Source organism: Streptomyces sp. NBC_01296, assembly GCF_035984415.1.
Lineage (GTDB): Bacteria > Actinomycetota > Actinomycetes > Streptomycetales > Streptomycetaceae > Streptomyces.
In genome coordinates, this window is record NZ_CP130720.1 from 5,476,424 (window position 1) to 5,493,327 (window position 16,904).

General features: G+C 71.9%; 14 protein-coding genes and 2 tRNA genes. 14 read left to right on the forward strand and 2 right to left on the reverse strand.

Annotation, left to right across the window (positions count from 1 at the left end):
• Positions 1-15 precede the first annotated feature (15 nt).
• From OG299_RS24890 to OG299_RS24910, 5 genes are all read left to right on the forward strand, one after another.
• A complete protein-coding gene (locus OG299_RS24890) occupies positions 16-1,116 on the forward strand; it encodes a 2-aminoethylphosphonate ABC transporter substrate-binding protein (RefSeq protein WP_327362670.1) in 1,101 nt (366 codons plus the stop codon).
• A 182-nt stretch (positions 1,117-1,298) separates the two neighbouring features.
• Positions 1,299-2,846: an alkaline phosphatase family protein gene (locus OG299_RS24895; RefSeq protein ID WP_327362671.1), complete on the forward strand. Its 1,548-nt coding sequence runs from the start codon at positions 1,299-1,301 to the stop codon at positions 2,844-2,846.
• Positions 2,847-2,982: 136 nt separating this feature from the next.
• A complete protein-coding gene (locus OG299_RS24900; protein WP_266628998.1) occupies positions 2,983-3,762 on the forward strand; it encodes an HAD-IIA family hydrolase in 780 nt (259 codons plus the stop codon).
• Positions 3,763-3,840: 78 nt separating this feature from the next.
• Positions 3,841-4,488: a hypothetical protein gene (locus OG299_RS24905; RefSeq protein WP_327362672.1), complete on the forward strand. Its 648-nt coding sequence runs from the start codon at positions 3,841-3,843 to the stop codon at positions 4,486-4,488.
• A gap of 10 nt (positions 4,489-4,498) precedes the next feature.
• Positions 4,499-5,254 carry a class F sortase gene (locus OG299_RS24910; protein ID WP_327362673.1) on the forward strand — a complete coding sequence of 252 codons (756 nt, stop codon included), beginning with the start codon at positions 4,499-4,501 and terminating at the stop codon, positions 5,252-5,254.
• Between the two features lie 190 nt (positions 5,255-5,444).
• Here OG299_RS24910 and OG299_RS24915 read toward each other — a convergent pair.
• Positions 5,445-5,518: transfer RNA gene (locus OG299_RS24915), tRNA-Lys, on the reverse strand.
• Positions 5,519-5,746: 228 nt separating this feature from the next.
• On the opposite strand from OG299_RS24915, the gene OG299_RS24920 reads away from it, so the two are divergent.
• From OG299_RS24920 to OG299_RS24940, 5 genes are all read left to right on the forward strand, one after another.
• Entirely contained in the window at positions 5,747-7,105 is a 1,359-nt protein-coding gene (locus tag OG299_RS24920) for a peptidoglycan-binding protein (protein ID WP_327362674.1), read from the forward strand.
• Positions 7,102-9,171, forward strand: coding sequence for an SPFH domain-containing protein (locus tag OG299_RS24925; protein WP_327362675.1), 2,070 nt, complete (start codon positions 7,102-7,104; stop codon positions 9,169-9,171). The genes OG299_RS24920 and OG299_RS24925 overlap by 4 nt, the downstream gene beginning before the upstream one ends.
• Before the next feature lie 212 nt (positions 9,172-9,383).
• Positions 9,384-9,977: a lytic polysaccharide monooxygenase auxiliary activity family 9 protein gene (locus OG299_RS24930; RefSeq protein WP_266633527.1), complete on the forward strand. Its 594-nt coding sequence runs from the start codon at positions 9,384-9,386 to the stop codon at positions 9,975-9,977.
• A gap of 39 nt (positions 9,978-10,016) precedes the next feature.
• A complete protein-coding gene (locus OG299_RS24935) occupies positions 10,017-11,696 on the forward strand; it encodes an AMP-binding protein (RefSeq protein WP_327362676.1) in 1,680 nt (559 codons plus the stop codon).
• A 63-nt stretch (positions 11,697-11,759) separates the two neighbouring features.
• A tRNA-Lys gene (locus OG299_RS24940) sits at positions 11,760-11,833 on the forward strand.
• Between the two features lie 90 nt (positions 11,834-11,923).
• Here OG299_RS24940 and OG299_RS24945 read toward each other — a convergent pair.
• Positions 11,924-12,682 carry an IclR family transcriptional regulator gene (locus OG299_RS24945; RefSeq protein ID WP_266629008.1) on the reverse strand — a complete coding sequence of 253 codons (759 nt, stop codon included), beginning with the start codon at positions 12,680-12,682 and terminating at the stop codon, positions 11,924-11,926.
• 230 nt (positions 12,683-12,912) lie between these two features.
• On the opposite strand from OG299_RS24945, the gene OG299_RS24950 reads away from it, so the two are divergent.
• The 4 genes from OG299_RS24950 to OG299_RS24965 all read left to right on the forward strand — a co-directional run bounded on the left by OG299_RS24950 (position 12,913) and on the right by OG299_RS24965 (position 16,891).
• Positions 12,913-14,037 (forward strand): LLM class flavin-dependent oxidoreductase, encoded by a 1,125-nt coding sequence (locus OG299_RS24950; RefSeq protein WP_327362677.1) that lies wholly within the window; start codon positions 12,913-12,915, stop codon positions 14,035-14,037.
• A 254-nt stretch (positions 14,038-14,291) separates the two neighbouring features.
• Positions 14,292-16,001 (forward strand): glycosyl hydrolase family 18 protein, encoded by a 1,710-nt coding sequence (locus tag OG299_RS24955; protein WP_327362678.1) that lies wholly within the window; start codon positions 14,292-14,294, stop codon positions 15,999-16,001.
• 166 nt (positions 16,002-16,167) lie between these two features.
• Positions 16,168-16,743, forward strand: a complete 576-nt coding sequence (locus tag OG299_RS24960; RefSeq protein ID WP_327362679.1) for a helix-turn-helix domain-containing protein — start codon at positions 16,168-16,170, stop codon at positions 16,741-16,743.
• Positions 16,703-16,891 (forward strand): DUF397 domain-containing protein, encoded by a 189-nt coding sequence (locus OG299_RS24965; RefSeq protein WP_327362680.1) that lies wholly within the window; start codon positions 16,703-16,705, stop codon positions 16,889-16,891. The genes OG299_RS24960 and OG299_RS24965 overlap by 41 nt, the downstream gene beginning before the upstream one ends.
• Positions 16,892-16,904: the final 13 nt, after the last annotated feature.

Here is a 16,904-nt window from a genome sequence, read left to right on the forward strand (position 1 = left end):
CCGTAAGGAAGTTCCATGTCCAGCTACGTCAGAACCGCCAACAGCCGTCGTCGCCTCCTGCGCATCACCGCCTCCGTCACCGGCAGCCTCGCCCTCGCCGCCGGCCTCACCGCCTGCGGCGGCTCGTCCTCCGACGGCTCCAAGGGCGGCGGCGAGAAGATCGTCACCGTCTACAGCGCCGACGGCCTCAAGAGCGACAAGGGCGACGGCTGGTACGACAAGGTCTTCGCCGACTTCACGAAGAAGACCGGCATCGAGGTCAAGTACGTCGAGGGCGGCTCGGGCGAGATGGTGCAGCGCGCCGTCCGGGAGAAGACCAACACCCAGGCCGACGTACTGGTCACCCTGCCGCCGTTCATCCAGCAGGCGGACGGCAAGGGCCTGCTCCAGGCGTACAAGCCGCAGGGCTCCGACAAGGTCAACGGCGCGAACAAGGCCGCCGACGGCAAGTGGACCTCGGTCGTCAACAACTACTTCGGCTTCGTCCACAACAAGAAGGAGCTCACCGAGGCGCCCACGACCTGGGAGGAGCTGCTGGAGAGCAAGTACAAGGGCAAGCTCCAGTACTCCACCCCGGGCGTCGCGGGCGACGGCACCGCCGTCCTCATCAAGGCGATGCACGACTTCGGCGGCAAGGAGCCGGCGCTGGAGTACCTGAAGAAGCTCCAGGCCAACAACGTCGGCCCGTCCTCCTCCACCAGCAAGCTCGCACCGAAGACGGACAAGGGCGAGCTGCTCGTCGCCAACGGCGACGTCCAGATGAACTTCGCGCAGTCCAAGTCCATGCCGAACCTGGGCATCTGGTTCCCCGCCAAGGACGGCGGCAAGCCGACCACCTTCGCCCTCCCGTACGCGGCCGGCCTGGTGGACAAGGCCCCGCACACCGAGAACGGCAGGAAGCTCCTCGACTACCTGCTCAGCGAGGACGCCCAGAAGCTGGTCAGCGAGGTCGGCGGCGGCTTCCCCGCGCGCACCGACGTCAAGCCGACCGACGCCAACGCCGTCGAACTCACCAAGCTGATGACCGGTGTCGAGGTCTTCGAGCCGGACTGGGCCGACATCGACAAGAACCTCGCGGGCTACGTGGACGCGTGGAAGTCGGCCACCGGAAGCTGACTGGTTGCCTCCTGGTCACCCACGACCAGGAAAGTGACGCTTGCATAACGGGTCTGGACCGAAGACCGCACCTTCGGTCCGGACCCGGCGCACGTCCACGCGCACATCGCGGCGTACGCCCTCAGGTACGCCCCCATGCAAGTCCACCTGCGCCTTCCCCACGATTACTCCCGGAGGAGTACGTGCCCACTGTCCTGTCAGGACGCGCCCTCGCCGTGACCGCCACCGCCACGGCCCTGCTCGCCACCGCCCTCGGCACGCACACGGCCACTGCCGAAACGGCCGCCACCACCGCTGCGACCATCACCGACAAGGTCCTCGTCATCGGCATCGACGGCACGGTCCTGGACCGCGTCAAGGCCGCCAACGCCCCCAACCTGCAAGGCCTGATGGCCCAGGGCCTGACCGCCAAGAGCACCCTGTACGCGAACCCGATGGCCGCCACCTCGTCGGGCCCCGGCTGGTCGACCATCGCCACCGGCGTCTGGCCCGACAAGCACGGCGTGAAGGACAACTCCTTCACGGGCAAGAACTACACGGCCTACCCGGACTTCCTGACCCGCATCGAGAACGCCAAGCCGGCGCTCAACACGTACGCGGCCGCCGACTGGGAGCCCATCACCTCCACCGACGCGGGCGGCCCGATCTTCTCCGCCAAGGTCGACAAGCGCCTCAGCCTCAAGGGCGACCGCGACGGCTACGGCACCGAGGACCCGAAGATCGCCGCCGCGGCCTCCGCCGAGCTGCAGGGCCAGAACCCGGACGCCGCCTTCGTGTACTTCGGCCAGGTCGACGGCGCCGGGCACTCCTACGGCGCCGCCAGCCGGCAGTATCTCGACGCGATCGGCCGCGTCGACGTGATGGTCGGCCAGCTGCTCACCGCCGTCCAGAACCGCCCCGCGTACGCCCAGGAGAACTGGAAGATCCTGGTCACCACCGACCACGGGCACACCGACGCCGGCGGCCATGGTGGCTCCACCCTGCAGGAGCGCGGCACCTTCGTCATCGCCAAGGGCGCCGGCATCCCGGCCGGTTCGGTCCGCAGCGACGTCAAGCTCGTCGACGTGGCGGCCACCGCGATGGCGCAGGTCGGCGTCGACCCCGGCCCGGCGATCGACGGCATCCCGCTGAACGCCCCCGACGACAACGACCCGTTCGACACCCTGCGGCCGGGCCTCCAGGCCCGCGTGGACGAGACGGGCATCCCGGCGGGCGTGAAGGGCTTCACGCACACCCCGCCGGCCGGCTGGTCGATCGACAACTCCAAGATGGGCACCGGCGGCGTCACCGAGTGGGCCGGCTGGGCCTTCGCGACCGACGAGTTCTGGAGCCAGGCCCAGCGCGACCAGTGGCGCGAGCTGAACGTCCGCTCCCGTGACGTGTTCGCCGTCGCCGACTCCGACGAGTGGGACGACAAGTCCCACACCGGCTCCTACGACTCCACCCTGATCACTCCCAAGTGGGCCGTGACCGGCGGCACCACGGGTTCGCCTGCACATCTCACCTTCCAGACGCACTACCAGCACGAGGCCGGCCAGACCGCCCAGGTCCTGGTCTCCTACAACGGCGGTACGCCGACGGTCGTCAAGAGCTACACCGCCGACGCGGTCGCCAAGGCGGAGTCCCTGGCCCTCCAGGTCCCCGCCGGCGCCACCGACGTCCAGATCCGCTTCCGCTACGCCGGCACCAACAACTGGTACTGGACCGTCGACAACGTCAAGCTCGGCTGATCCAGGCCCCCGCGGTCCGGGCCGTGGACGCCCGAAGCGTCCACGGCCCTGCCCCGATAGGGTGGTACAGACCGGCGGTCACAGGCCGAAGGTGACAGGCCGGAGGTCACGGCCACCGAGAGCGGAGAACAGTCCAGTGGCAGAGCGCAAGCCGATCGAATCCTGGCTAACCGACATGGACGGGGTCCTCATCCACGAGGGCACCCCGATCCCGGGCGCCGATGCCTTCATCAAGCGGCTGCGCGACTCCGGCAAGCCCTTCCTGGTCCTGACCAACAACTCCATCTACACCCCCCGCGACCTCCAGGCCCGGCTGCTCCGCATGGGCCTCGACGTCCCCGTCGAGAACATCTGGACCTCGGCGCTCGCCACCGCCAAGTTCCTCGACGACCAGCGCCCGGGCGGCACCGCGTACGTCATCGGCGAAGCCGGCCTCACCACCGCACTGCACGACATCGGCTACATCCTGACCGACCACGAGCCCGACTACGTCGTCCTGGGCGAGACCCGCACGTACAGCTTCGAAGCGATGACGAAGGCGGTCCGCCTGATCAACGGGGGCGCCCGCTTCATCTGCACCAACCCCGACGAGACCGGCCCCTCCACCGAGGGACCGCTGCCCGCCACCGGCGCCGTTGCCGCACTGATCACCAAGGCGACCGGCAAGCAGCCGTACTTCGCCGGCAAGCCCAACCCGCTGATGATGCGGACCGGCCTGAACGCCATCGGTGCGCACTCCGAGAGCAGCGCGATGATCGGCGACCGGATGGACACCGACGTCCTGGCCGGGCTCGAGGCCGGCATGCAGACCTTCCTCGTCCTGACCGGACTGACCTCCGCCGCGGACACCGAGAAGTTCCCCTACCGCCCGACCAAGACCGTCGCCTCCATCGCTGACCTGGTCGATCTCGTCTGATCCGAACGGGTCAAGCCCGCGGCGCTCCGGATGCGGAGCGCCGCGCCGCGCGTGAACCTCCTTGTGAGGAGGTTCACCATGCGCAGTGCTCTGATCGCTCTCCGTGCCACCGGGGTGGCCGTCGCCCTGACGGCGCTCACCGCCGTGTCCTCGCCCACCGCCCTCGCGGCGGGCGAGGAGAACCGCGGCAGCGTCTCGGTCGATCCGCACCAGGCCGAGCCGGGGGCGCAGGTCAAGGTGCGCGTCCGCGGCTGTGAGGACAAATGGGCGTCCGCCAAGTCCGCCGTCTTCGTGTCGGAGGTCCACCTGTCCTCCGGCCGCGACGGGGACAAGACGCTGACGGGCGACGCGATGGTCAGCTCCCAGGCCCAGCCCGGATGGCACGACATCCGGGTGAAGTGCGACGGCGGCGAGGACCACGTCCGCGGGTCGATCGAGGTCGTCCGCCGCCGCGACGACCGCGAGAAGGACCGCGAGAAGGACCGCGAAAAGGAGCGCGACCGGCCGAACCCCCACCAGTCTCCCGTCTGGCCGGTCCACGCGGGCGGCGGCGGCATGTCCGCCGAGCTCGCGGCGCAGGACCAGGCCGCGGCGGCCAAGAAGAACCACGGGGGCGACGGCCCCGGCCTCCCGCACACCGTGATCGGCGCCGTGCTCGCCGCCGCGGCCACCCTGGCCGTCGCGTTCCGGGCGCTGACGCTGCGCCGGCGCCGCAGCGGCGAGTGAGGGCCCGCCGGTGACGGACTCGGGGGAGCCCAGGTCCTCCGGCGGCGGGCGGCTGCTGACCTTCGCCGCATGGTCCGTACTGGTGCTCGGCCTGTGGCTGTGGGGCCGCGAGATCACCGGCGTCCCGCCGAGCCCGTCCGCCGGACTGGCCGGCGGCTCGTCGATCCCGGTCCCGGGGCTGCCCGTCGCGCACACCCCGCTGGCGGCGTCCGTGCCGACGCGGGTCGACATGCCGTCGACAGGGATCCAGGCCCCCGTGATCTCCCGGGGCCTCGATGCCCAGGGCGCCATCGAGCCGCCGCCCTTCGACCGCCCCGGCACGGTCGGCTGGTGGGGCGGCGGCGCCAAGCCGGGCGAGGCCGGGACCGCGCTGCTCGTCGGGCACGTGGACACGGCCTCGAAGCCGGCGGTGTTCTACGGCCTGAGCTCGGCGCGCCCGGGCGGCACGGTGCGCGTGGTGCGGAGGGACGGGTCGGTCGCCGAGTTCACGATCGAGGACGTACGGGTCTACGAGCGGGCCCGCTTCGACGCGCACCGGGCCTACGGCCCGCGCATCCCGGGCCGGGCCGAGCTGCGCCTGGTGACCTGCGGGGGAACGTACGACAAGGCGGCGAAGGAGTACACGGCGAACGTGGTCGTCTCGGCCTACCTGACGGGCACGACCCCGCCCGCGAGGCCGGGTACGGGGACCGGCGCAGGTGCGGGCACCGGGGCGGGCGCCGGAGCGGGGGCCGGAGCGGGGGCCCGGTCCGGCGCGGCGGCGTGAGGCGGCACGCGCACGGTCGCGCGCACCGGCCCCGGCACCGCCGGCCGACCGGTCCTCGACCGCGCGGCGCGCCCGGACCGCGGGAGGAGTCCGGGGACCGGCGCGGGAGGCCCGCCCGCCACTCTAGGGCCGGGCGACACGACGAAAAAGCCCCTCGCGGCTTTCGCTGCGAGGGGCTTTCCCTTGTCTGTGCGCCGCCAGGGACTCGAACCCCGGACCCGCTGATTAAGAGTCAGCTGCTCTAACCAACTGAGCTAGCGGCGCTTGCTGACAGGGAAAACTCTACCCCACCTCGAGTGGTGCTCGTGACAAGCCGCGCCCGCCTTGTCCGATTAACCCATGTTTGAGGGGTTTATCGTGCACGATATGTCTGGGCCGAGCCGCATCTGATGCCCCGACAGATGTGTGGCCCGCCGGACCCGCGACGAGCAGGGGAGTGGACGGAACCGCATGACGATCCAGCCGCCGATGCATGTGCAGATGCCTGCACCGATGCCGATGCCCGCTTTCGAGGAGTACGAGCCCGCAGGCGACTGCGCCTGCCTCGGCTGTACGCAGCGCCGTCGTGCCCTCGCCCGCGCGCGGGCCATACCGCTTCGTGACGGCGGCCACCCGGCCGCCCGCGGGACCCGCCGGGTGCTGGTGCTGGCCACCGCGGCGGGCGTGGTTCTGAGCGGTGGCGGCTCGGCCGCACTGGCGGCGGCCACCCCGGTGCCCGGCCCGGAGCCGGTCTCCCTCGACACCCCCTCTGCCGACACCCCCTCCGCCGACACCCCCGGCTCCCCGCAGGGCGGCCGGTCCCCGCTGCACGGGCGCCCGGCGCCGGCGAAGCCGGCGGGCACACCCGGGGCCCCCTCGGCGGTCAAGCGCATCGACCGGACCTCGATCATCACCCGGGCGAAGCTGTGGCTGGACGCGAAGGTCCCGTACAGCATGTCCACGTACTGGTCCGACGGTTACCGGCAGGACTGCTCCGGCTTCGTCTCGATGGCCTGGAACCTTGGTACGAACGAGTGGACCGGCAGCCTCGACAAATTCGCCACCAAGATCTCCAAGGAGGAGCTGCTGCCGGGCGACATGCTGCTCTTCCACAACCCGTCGGACCCGACCAACGGCTCGCACGTGGTGCTCTTCGGCGGGTGGGTCGACGAGACGCGCACGCACTACGTCGCCTACGAGCAGACCCGCCCGAACACGCGGAAGGGGGCCACCCCGTACGGCTACTGGAACAACGCGACGAAGTACCTGCCGTACCGGTTCAACGGGGTGACGGGCGGCATCACGGAGCCGGACCCGGCGACCGACCCGAAGCCGGCGGTCCCGACGCTCTTCCCCGGCGCCACGCAGTTCGGCCCGGGCGCGAACAACGAGTACGTCGCCGAGCTGGGCCGGATGCTGATCGAGCGGGGCGGCCGCCGCTTCTACCCCAAGGGCGCGAGCACGGCGTGGAGCGACGCCGACCGGCTGGCCACCCAGGCCTTCCAAAGCGCCCAGGACTGGACGGGCACGGACGCCGACGGGATCCCGGGCGCGCACACCTGGCAACTGCTCGTCGAACACAAGGGCAATGACATCCGGCCGACGGTGGACGCCGCGCCGGGCCCTGCCGGGGCAGCGGCCTATCCGGGCCCGTCGGTGTTCCGCCCCGGGTCCTCCCACCCGTTCATCGCCGTCCTCGGCCGACAGCTGGTGAAGAAGGGCTTCGGCAAGAACTACACGTCCGGCCCCGGGTCCCACTGGAGCGAGGCCCACCGCCGCAGCGTCGAGGCCTTCCAGCGCGCCCAGGGCTGGCGCGGCGCCGCGGCCGACGGTTACCCGGGCCCGGAAACCTGGCGCCGGCTGTTCGCATGACGGAGGCAACGATGTACCCCACGCACACCACCTCGACGACGGGCACCTTCCGCATCCCCTCCGCGGCAGCCGCGACCCCGGCCGCCCCGGCCCTGCGGGGCACGGGCGACCTGTACCCCATCCCGCCCCACCCCCCGACCCCGCCCGCGGCGCAGGCCGCTCCGGCCTCGGACCCGCTCCCGCACGCGGCGCAAGGCGTCGCCGGGGCGGCGGATTCCGGCGGGCAGGGGCGGTTCGGCGGGCGGGGGTGGGTGGCGGGGACTCCGGTCAGGCTGCTGGCCGCGCCCCGCGAGGTCGCCCTGCCGCACGGGCGCCCGGCGGCCGATGCCGCCCGGAGCGAGGTCCCGGCCGCCCGGATCCGGGCCGAGGCCGAGCCGGTGCCCGCACTGGCCGGGGCCGTCGACCGCGCCGAGTCCGGCAGGGGCTCGTACGGCCACGAACCCGATCCGCTGTTCTGCGTACCGGCCCCGGCGGGGCCCGGCCCGGACGAGGCCGCGCACACGGGCGTGGCCACGCTGCGCCTGCGGGTCCTCGGCGGTGGCGGTGAGCCCCTGCCCCCGCACGGCCAGGTCTGGCCGCCCGCCGGTCCCGAGGCCGGGCCGGTGACGGACAGCCCCGCGCAGCGGTACCCCGAGGCGTGGCCGCCCGCCGGCCCCCGGGCCGATCCCGATCCCGAGCCCGCGGCGGACGGCCGCGCGCCCGCGCACGGCGTGGTCGGCCTCCAAGCCGAGCCCGAGCCCGCGCACCCGCACGACCAGGCCGGCGACGAGGGCGATCCCGAGTCCGCTCACGCGTACGGCCGGCTCGGCCTCCAGGCCGCCTCCGAGTCCGCGTACGGGTCCGGGCACGGGCACGGTCACGGCGAAGCAGGGCCCGCGGGGCCGTACGGTCCGGAGCCCGCGGCCGAGGCCGGCCGCGCCGGGGTGCCCGGACCCGCGGTCGCGGACATCGTCGCGCAGGCCGTGGCCCGCGGGATGGGGCCGGAGCGCGAGGAGTCCGACACGCAGGGCCTGCCCCGCATCGCGCCCGTCCGCGGGGCCGCGGTCACCGAGGTGCCGGTGCACCTGCCGTTCCCCGCGGAGTCCCGGCGAGCCCCGGTCCCGGCCGGGCCCCCGGCCGCCGCCCCGCGGCCCCGCGCCCCCCGCTCCGCCCCCGACCGCCGGGTCCCGCGCGGCGACGACCGGCTCCGGGAGCACCGCGGCCCGGTGCTGCCCGGCTGGGTCGGCGTCGGCGTCGGCGGGCTCGCCCTCGCCGGCTGCCTGGCGGTGCTCTGGCGGGCCGGGGCGGTCCCGGCCGCCTTCGTGGCCGCGTTCGGCGCGACCCCCCGCGCCTACCAGGGGCTCCGCGCCACCCACTGGCCGCCGCTCGCCTTCCTCGGCATCGTCGCGCTGCTCGCACTCGGCGGACTGGGCCGCGCCAAGGCCGGCCACGCCTGGGTGCTCACCCTCTTCGGCCGCTACCGCGGCACGGTCCGCCGTACCGGCCTCACCTGGGTCAGCCCCCTCCTGCTGCGCCGCCGCGTCGACGTACGGCTGCGGCACTGGCGCAGCGAGCCCATGCCGGCCGTGGACTCCGGCGGCCTGGCCCTGCGGGTCGTCGTCCAGGTCGTCTGGCAGGTCAAGGACACCGCCCGGGCCACCCTCGCCGTCGAGGACCACACCGACTACCTCGCCGAGCAGGTCGAATCGGCGATGGCCAGGGTCCTGTCGCAGCTGCCCGCCGACGCCTTCCACGAGGACGCCCCGACGCTGCGCGACGCCGAGGCCGTGGGCGACGCGCTGACCCGGATGCTGGCGACCGAGACCGAGGCGGTCGGCATCGAGGTGTACTCGGCCCAGCCGACCCGGATCGAGTACGCCCCCGACGTCGCCGAGGCCATGCGGCGGCGCCGGGTCGCGGCCATCGACGCCAAGCACCGGGACACGGTGCTGACCTCGATCGTGGACGCCGTCGACGACACCGTCCACCGGCTGACCTCGCGCGGGCTCGTCGAGCTCGACGACTACGAGCGCAAGGCCCTCGTGAAGGACCTCACCGTCGCCTTCTACACGGGACGTCCGGAGTAGGGGGGGAGCAACGGGGCAAGAGACGCAGCGCATACGGAACGGGTGGCCGGGATCGACCGGGCCACCCGTTCCCCCATTGGTCTGGACATGGCCAACTCCCGTCAATAGTCTGGGACTTGGTCTAGACCTACATCCCCACGCGTGCGCACGCTCTGGCCGAACTCCCCCCACGTTCAAGGAGCATCATGCGTCCCATCCGCATGCCCGTTCACCTGCCCAGACGAGCCGGAGCCGCCACGCTCGGCCTCGGTGTCGTCGCCTCCCTGGCGCTCCTCGCCGCCCCCACCGCGAGCAGCCACGGTTACACGGACACCCCCATCAGCCGCCAGAAGCTCTGCGCCAACAAGACGGTCTCCGACTGCGGCCCGATCCAGTGGGAGCCGCAGAGCGTCGAGGGCTACAAGGGCTTCCCGGCCGCCGGTCCGGCCGACGGCCAGATATGCGCCGGCGGACACAGCGAGTTCGCGCAGCTCGACGACCCGCGCGGCGGCGCCTGGCCCACCACCAAGGTGACCAGCGGGCAGAGCTACGGCTTCCGGTGGCAGTTCACCGCCAACCACTCCACCACCGACTTCAAGTACTACGTCACCAAGAACGGCTGGGACCCCACCAAGCCCCTCACCCGCGCCGCCCTCGAGTCCCAGCCCTTCCTCACCGTCGCCTACAACGGCGCCCGGCCCGCCATGACCACCGTCCACCAGGGCGCCATGCCGAGCGGCAAGACCGGCCGGCACATGATCCTGGCCGTCTGGACGGTCAACGACACCCCCATGGCCTTCTACGCCTGCTCCGACGTCCAGTTCTGACCTTCAATTCTGACGACACGTCAGCTAATCTCCGGCGGCATGCGGACGACACCCGAAACCGTCGCGGAGCTCATCGCACGCCAATGGGGCGACCACCGGCCCGGGCTGCAGTACGGCGGCAGCACGCACACCGCCGTCCTCAGCCGCCACCGGACCGCCCAGGAGGCCGCCGCGCGCGCCGCGCTGCTCGTCGACCTGCTGCCGGCGGACGCCGAACCGCACATCGGGGTGCTGCTCGACAACACCCCCGAGTTCCCGTTCTGGCTCGGCGCGGCGGCCCTCGCCGGGGCCGCCGTCGCCGGGATCAACCCCACCCGGCGCGGCCCGGAGCTGGCGCGCGACGTGCTGCACACCGACTGCCGGATCCTGGTCACCGAGCGCGCCCACCTGCCGCTGTTGCGCGGGCTCGACCTGCCCGGCGTGCGGATCCTGGTGACCGGCACCGAGGAGTACGCGCAGCTGCTCGCCCCGTACGCGGCCGCGAAGCCGGGCGAGGCGGTGATCGCCGCCCCGGGTCCCGGCTCCCGCTTCCTCCTCTACTTCACCTCGGGCTCCACCGGCGCCCCCAAGGCCGCCCTGTGCAGCCAGGGCCGGATCGCCGCCGCCGGCGACTCCCTGGCCCGGCAGTTCTCGGTCACCCCGGACGACGTCCACTACATCTGCATGCCGCTCTTCCACGGCAACGCGGTCATCGCCGACTGGCTGCCCGCCCTCGCCGGGGGCGCGTCCGTGGCGCTGCGCCCCCGGTTCTCCGCCTCCGCGTTCCTGGACGACGTCCGCGCGTACGGGGCGACGTACTTCACCTACGTAGGCCGGGCCGTCCAGTACCTGCTGGCCACCGAGCCCCGCCCGGACGACCGCTCGCACGGCCTGCGCCTCGGCTTCGGCACCGAGGCCGGTGCGGTGGACGCGGCCCGCTTCGCCGAACGGTTCGGGGTCCGGCTGGTGGAGGGGTACGGGGCCACCGAGGGCGGCGCCTCCGTACAGCGCACCCCGGACACCCCGGCGGGCGCCCTGGGGCGGGCGGGGGCCGGGGACGACCTGGCCGTGATCGATCCGGAGACCGGCGCGGAGTGCCCGCCCGCCGTCCTGGACGCGCGGGGCCGCCTGCTCAACGGCACGGCGGCGATCGGCGAGCTGGTCAACCGGGGCCGGAGCCTGTTCGAGGGCTACTGGCGCAACCCCGAGGCGGAGGCCGCGCGGACCCGGGAGGGCTGGTACTGGACGGGCGACCTCTTCTTCCGCGACGCGGACGGGTTCCTCTACTTCGCGGGCCGCACCGACGACCGGCTGCGGGTCGACAGCGAGAACCTCGCCGCGGCGGTGATCGAGAACATCCTGGCGCGCTGGTCCCCGGCGGCCGCGGTCGCCGTGTACGCGGTGCCGGACGAGGCGGCCGGCGACCAGGTGATGGCGGCGGTCGCCCTCGAGGAGGGGGAGCGGTTCTCGCCGGAGGCCTTCTCCGCGTTCCTGGCCGCCCAGCCGGACCTGGGTACGAAGATGTCCCCGCGCTACGTCCGGATCGTGGAGTCCATGCCGACCACGGCGACGAACAAGGTCCACCGGGTCGCCCTGCGCCGGTCCGGTTTCCGCTGCCCGGACCCGGTCTGGTGGTCCCCGCCGGGCGCCCCCGGCTACCGCCCCCTGGGTCCGGCGGACCTCTCCGGCCTGCTGGCGGCGTACGAGGCGCACGGCCGCGGCGAGCTCCTGGACCGCTGATCCGCGAGCCGTGGGTATTGGTTTTGAGCACCCCTGAGGAGCAGGTAGTATTTTCTCTGTCAGGCGCCGCTAGCTCAGTTGGTTAGAGCAGCTGACTCTTAATCAGCGGGTCCGGGGTTCGAGTCCCTGGCGGCGCACCTGTACTTCGGGCGGTTTCCGGTTCACCGGGAACCGCCCGAAGTGTTTTCGGGGCCCTCTCCCGCTGCCCCGCCCGTCCGTGGCCGGTGTCACAAAGTGAGCGACAGCAGCAGCGGCGCGGCCTTCCGGTTCAGTGCGTCCGCGGCGGCCCGCAGCCGGTGCGCGTGCTCGACGGGCATCGACAGGGCCAGGCAGCCCACCGAGGCCCCGGCCGTGATCGGTACCGCGGCGCAGACGGTGCCCACGGCGTACTCCTGCAGGTCCAGCACCGGAACCGTCGCCGGCTGGCTGTCCAGCTTGGAGAAGAGGATCCGCTCGTTCACGATCGTCTTCGAGGTGAGCCGGGCGATCTTGTGCCGCGAGAGGTGGTCGCGCCGCCCGTTCTGGTCGAGCTGGGTCAGCAGGCACTTGCCGACCGCGCTGGCGTGCGCCGCGGAGCGGAAGTCGACCCACTCGTGCACCTTCGGGGTGCGCGGACTGTCCGCGAACTGCGTGATCTTCACTTCGCCGTCCACGTACCGGCTGATGTAGACCGCCGCGCCCACCGAGTCCCGCAGCCGGTCCAGAGTGTCCTGCAACTTGTTCTGGAGGGCCTGCTGCCTGTCTATGCCGGAGCCGAGCAGGACCAGGGAGTCCCCTATGGCATAGGCGCCGTCCGCCACCTCGAGGACGTACCCCTCGCGACGCAGCATGAGGAGCATCGGAGCGAGATGGACCGCCGGCAGGCCGGTCTCACGCGCGATCTGTACATCGGTCACACCGCCGGTGTGGCGGGCGATCGTTTCGAGTACGCGCAGGGCGTACTGCACCGAGTGGAACGGCGCGGTCGGCTCGGGCTTCAGCGCCACGGTTTTCCCCCTAGCAGGTTGTTACCGCTTGCCCTACCACGATAGCCATCAAGAGGCCCACGTGGAGCGCCTGTTGATGAGATTGATGGCTCAATCATGTCCCCCTGCCTGTGTCTAATCCGGAGGCATATGCCAAGGTCACGCCTGCTGCCCCGGGATGCCGGGAATGACCGCAGGCCGCCGATGGTTCGAGTTCTTCGTACGGACGGCGAACCGAGACGGGAGCGACTATGAGTGACACCGGGGACGCGGGTCGGGGTGCGGACCGGGACGGCCGCGGAGATCCGATCCGGGGGGCGGTACGCGGCCACGCGCCGGTGCCCCTCTCGGTGCTCGACCTCGTCACCGTCGGCAGCGGCAGCACCGCCCACCACTCCCTGCGCACCAGCGTCGAGATCGCCCGGCTCGCCGAGTCCCGCGGCTACCACCGCCACTGGGTCGCCGAGCACCACTCCATGCCCGGGGTGGCCAGCTCCTCCCCGGCGGTGATCCTGGCGCACCTCGCCGCCCACACCTCCCGCATCCGGCTCGGCTCGGGCGGGGTCATGCTGCCCAACCACGCCCCGCTCGCCGTCGCCGAGCAGTTCGGCACCCTGGAGGCGCTCGCCCCCGGGCGGATCGACCTCGGGCTCGGCCGCGCGCCCGGCACCGACGGCCGCACGGCCGCGGCCCTGCGCGGACCCGGGCGCCTCGACGAGGCCGCCGAGGAGTTCCCCCGCCGGCTCGTGGAGCTGACCCGCTTCCTCGACGACGACTTCCCCGACGGGCACCCGTACGCCCGCGTGCATGCGGTGCCCGGCCCCGTGCAGGGTCCCGCCGGGCGGCCGCCGCTGTGGCTGCTCGGGTCCTCCGGGTTCAGCGCCCGCCTCGCCGCCGAGCTCGGCCTGCCCTTCGCGTACGCCCACCACTTCTCGGCGGCCGGCACCCTGCCCGCGCTGGAGCTCTACCGGCAGGCCTTCCGCCCCTCGGCCGTACTGGACGCCCCGTACGCCGTGATCGGGGTCTCGGCGCTCGCCGCCGACACCGACGGGCAGGCCCGGGCCCAGGTGCTCACGGGGGCGCTGTCGATGCTGCGGCTGCGCAGCGGGCGGCCCGGGCTGATCCCGACGCCCGAGGAGGCGGCGGCGTACGACTTCTCCCCGCCGGAGCGGGAGTTCGTGGACGGCTGGCTGGCGAACGTCGTGCACGGCACCCCCGACGAGGTCCGCGCCGGTCTCGACGGCCTGGTCAAGCGCACGGGCGCCGACGAGCTGATGCTGACCTCCAACGCACACAGCGGCGCAGCCCGGTTGCGCTCCTACGAGCTCGTCGCAGATGTGTACGGGATGCCCGTGGAGGCGCCGCGAGCCGATTGACCGCCTGCAAACGGAGTTCGGCTGGTTTGTTGCCGAAACCTTGCGCGAGGGTGTCCTAAGGCACCCTTAAACCGCTCGTCACCCGGGGTGGCGGGCGGTTTCTGCTGTGCCCACAGGCCTCTGACAAGGGAATTTGTCGGGCGAGTGGTCTAGTCCTTCTTTGGTCCAAACCATTGACGCGACCCTCGGGTGATCGCTATCACTTCTCCCACCCGAACCTCTTGCTCCCCCCTCCCACCCCCCGGAGACAGTTCATGCACTTCCGTAAACCCCTCATAGCGGCCGCCGCCACGGCCGCGCTGGCAGCCGGAGCGCTGGCCGGCTTCGCGGGGCTCGCCGCCGCGCAGGCCGCCGGTGCGACCACCGCCGCGGGCGGCGGCAACGTCAAGATCGCCTACTACGACCAGTGGAGCGTGTACGGGAACGCCTTCTACCCCAAGCACCTCGACACCCGCGGCATAGCGGGCAAGCTGGACGTCATCAACTACTCGTTCGGCAACATCCACCCCACGAACCTCACCTGCTTCGAGGCGAACAAGGCGGCGGGCGACGACAACAACCCGGGCGCCGGTGACGGCGCGGGCGACTCGTACGCCGACTACCAGAAGTCCTTCAGCGCGGCGGACAGCGTCAGCGGCGTCGCCGACAAGTGGGACCAGCCGATCGTCGGCGTCTTCAACCAGTTCAAGCAGCTGAAGGCCAAGTACCCGAACCTCAAGATCAACATTTCGGTCGGCGGCTGGACCTACTCGAAGTACTTCAGCGACGCGGCGAAGACCGACGCCTCCCGCAAGAAGCTGGTCTCCTCCTGCATCGACCAGTACATCAAGGGCAACCTGCCGGCCGAGGGCGGCTACGGCGGCCCGGGCACCGCGGCCGGCATCTTCGACGGCATCGACATCGACTGGGAGTACCCCGGCTCCTCCGGCGGCCACCTGGGCAACCACTACGCCCCCGAGGACAAGCAGAACTTCACGCTTCTGCTCAAAGAGTTCCGCGAGCAGCTCGACGCGTACGGCGCGGCCAACGGCGGCAAGAAGTACCTGCTGACCGCGGCGCTCCCGGCCGGCCAGGACAAGATCAAGTACATCGAGACGGACAAGATCGGTTCGTACCTCGACTACGCGAACATCATGACGTACGACATGCACGGCGCCTGGGACGGCGACGGGCCCACGTACCACCAGTCCCCGCTGGACAACTCGGCGGCCGACCCGACCGACCCGATCGCGCCGGGCACCCAGAAGTACGGCATCAAGAACGCCATCGACTCCTGGCTCGACGGCAACGCGGCGTACGGCATCGCCGGCGGCTTCCCCGCCGACAAGCTGACGCTGGGCTACGAGTTCTACTACCGCGGCTGGAAGGGCGTCCCGGCCGGTACCACCAACGGCCTCGCCCAGAGCGCGACCGGCCCCTCCGCGGCCCGGCCCACCAGCCAGCAGGCCGGCATCGCCAACTACAAGGAGCTCGGCGGGATCGTCGACAACCCGGCGACCACCTTCTGGGACGACCAGGCGAAGGCCTCGTACTTCTACAAGGACGGCGAGTTCTTCACCGGCCTGAACCAGCGGTCCGTCCAGGCCCGGGTGGACTACGGCAAGCAGCGCGGCCTGGCCGGCGCGATGATGTACTCCCTGCTCGGCCTGGACGCCAACACCACGCTGCTCAACCAGATCTCGGACGCCCTCGGCGGCACCACGCAGCCTCCGACGACTCCGCCCACCACGCCTCCGACCACCCCTCCGACCACCCCGCCGACCACTCCGCCCACGACGCCGCCGACCACCCCGCCGACCACGGGCTGCGGCTCGACCTCGGCGTACGTCGCGGGCACGGTCTACACCGGTGGCCAGGAGGTCTCCTACAACGGCCGCAAGTACAAGGCCCAGTGGTGGACGCAGAACGAGACACCGGGCACCACGGGCGAGTGGGGTGTCTGGAAGGACCTCGGCGCCTGCTGATCCCCCCACCCCGCGCCGAGCGACACCCCGCTCCGCACCCCGCATCCCGGGTGCGGGGCGGAGGTGTGTCACATGGTTGCCGGATTCCGGACATCGCTCCGTGTCGGGATCGCTACCGCCGGCCACAGGCGAATCCGACCCGCGTCTCCATGGGGGTGACCGTTCCATGGCCCTGGCCCGCGACCTCGACCCCAGCGCCTCGCCGCTGGACTGCTACGGCTACGAACTGCGCCGCCTGAGGGAGGCCGCCGGGCTGAAACAGGCGCAGTTGGGCGACATCATCTACTGCACGAGCTCGCTGATCGGCCAGGTGGAGTGCACGAAGCGGGTGCCGACCCGGGACTTCTCGGAACGGGTGGACGCGGCGCTGACGGAGGCCGTATTGCATCAGGAGGTCGGCGGCCGTGACGTGATGCGGAAGCAGCTCACTCATCTGCTGAGTTTCCTTGAGCACCCGTGGGCGCAGGTCCAAGTGCTGCCCTTTTCGGCCGGACAACATACTGGAATGCTCGGGTCGTTCACCCTCCTCCGCTTTGATGACGACCCAGAAGTGATTTACGAGGAGGGCTACGCTCAGGGGTACATGACGGCCAACCCATCAGTGATCAAGGAACGTTCGTTCGGCAACGCTCGACTGCAAGCCGCAGCGCTCCCTCCGGAGCGCTCGGCCACGCTGATCGCTCGCGTAATGGAGGAACGCTATGGGAAGCAACCAGAACCTGGCGGGCGCGCTGTGGCGTAAGTCGTCCTACAGCGGAACAACCGGCGGCGAGTGCATCGAGGTGGCCGCCCAGCCCTGTCTCGTCGCCGTCCGGGACTCCAAGAACCCCGAAGGCCCCGCCTTCACAGTGGCCCCGGAGGCGTTCGGCGCGTTCGTCCGGAGCCTCTGACCGTATGCCGGAG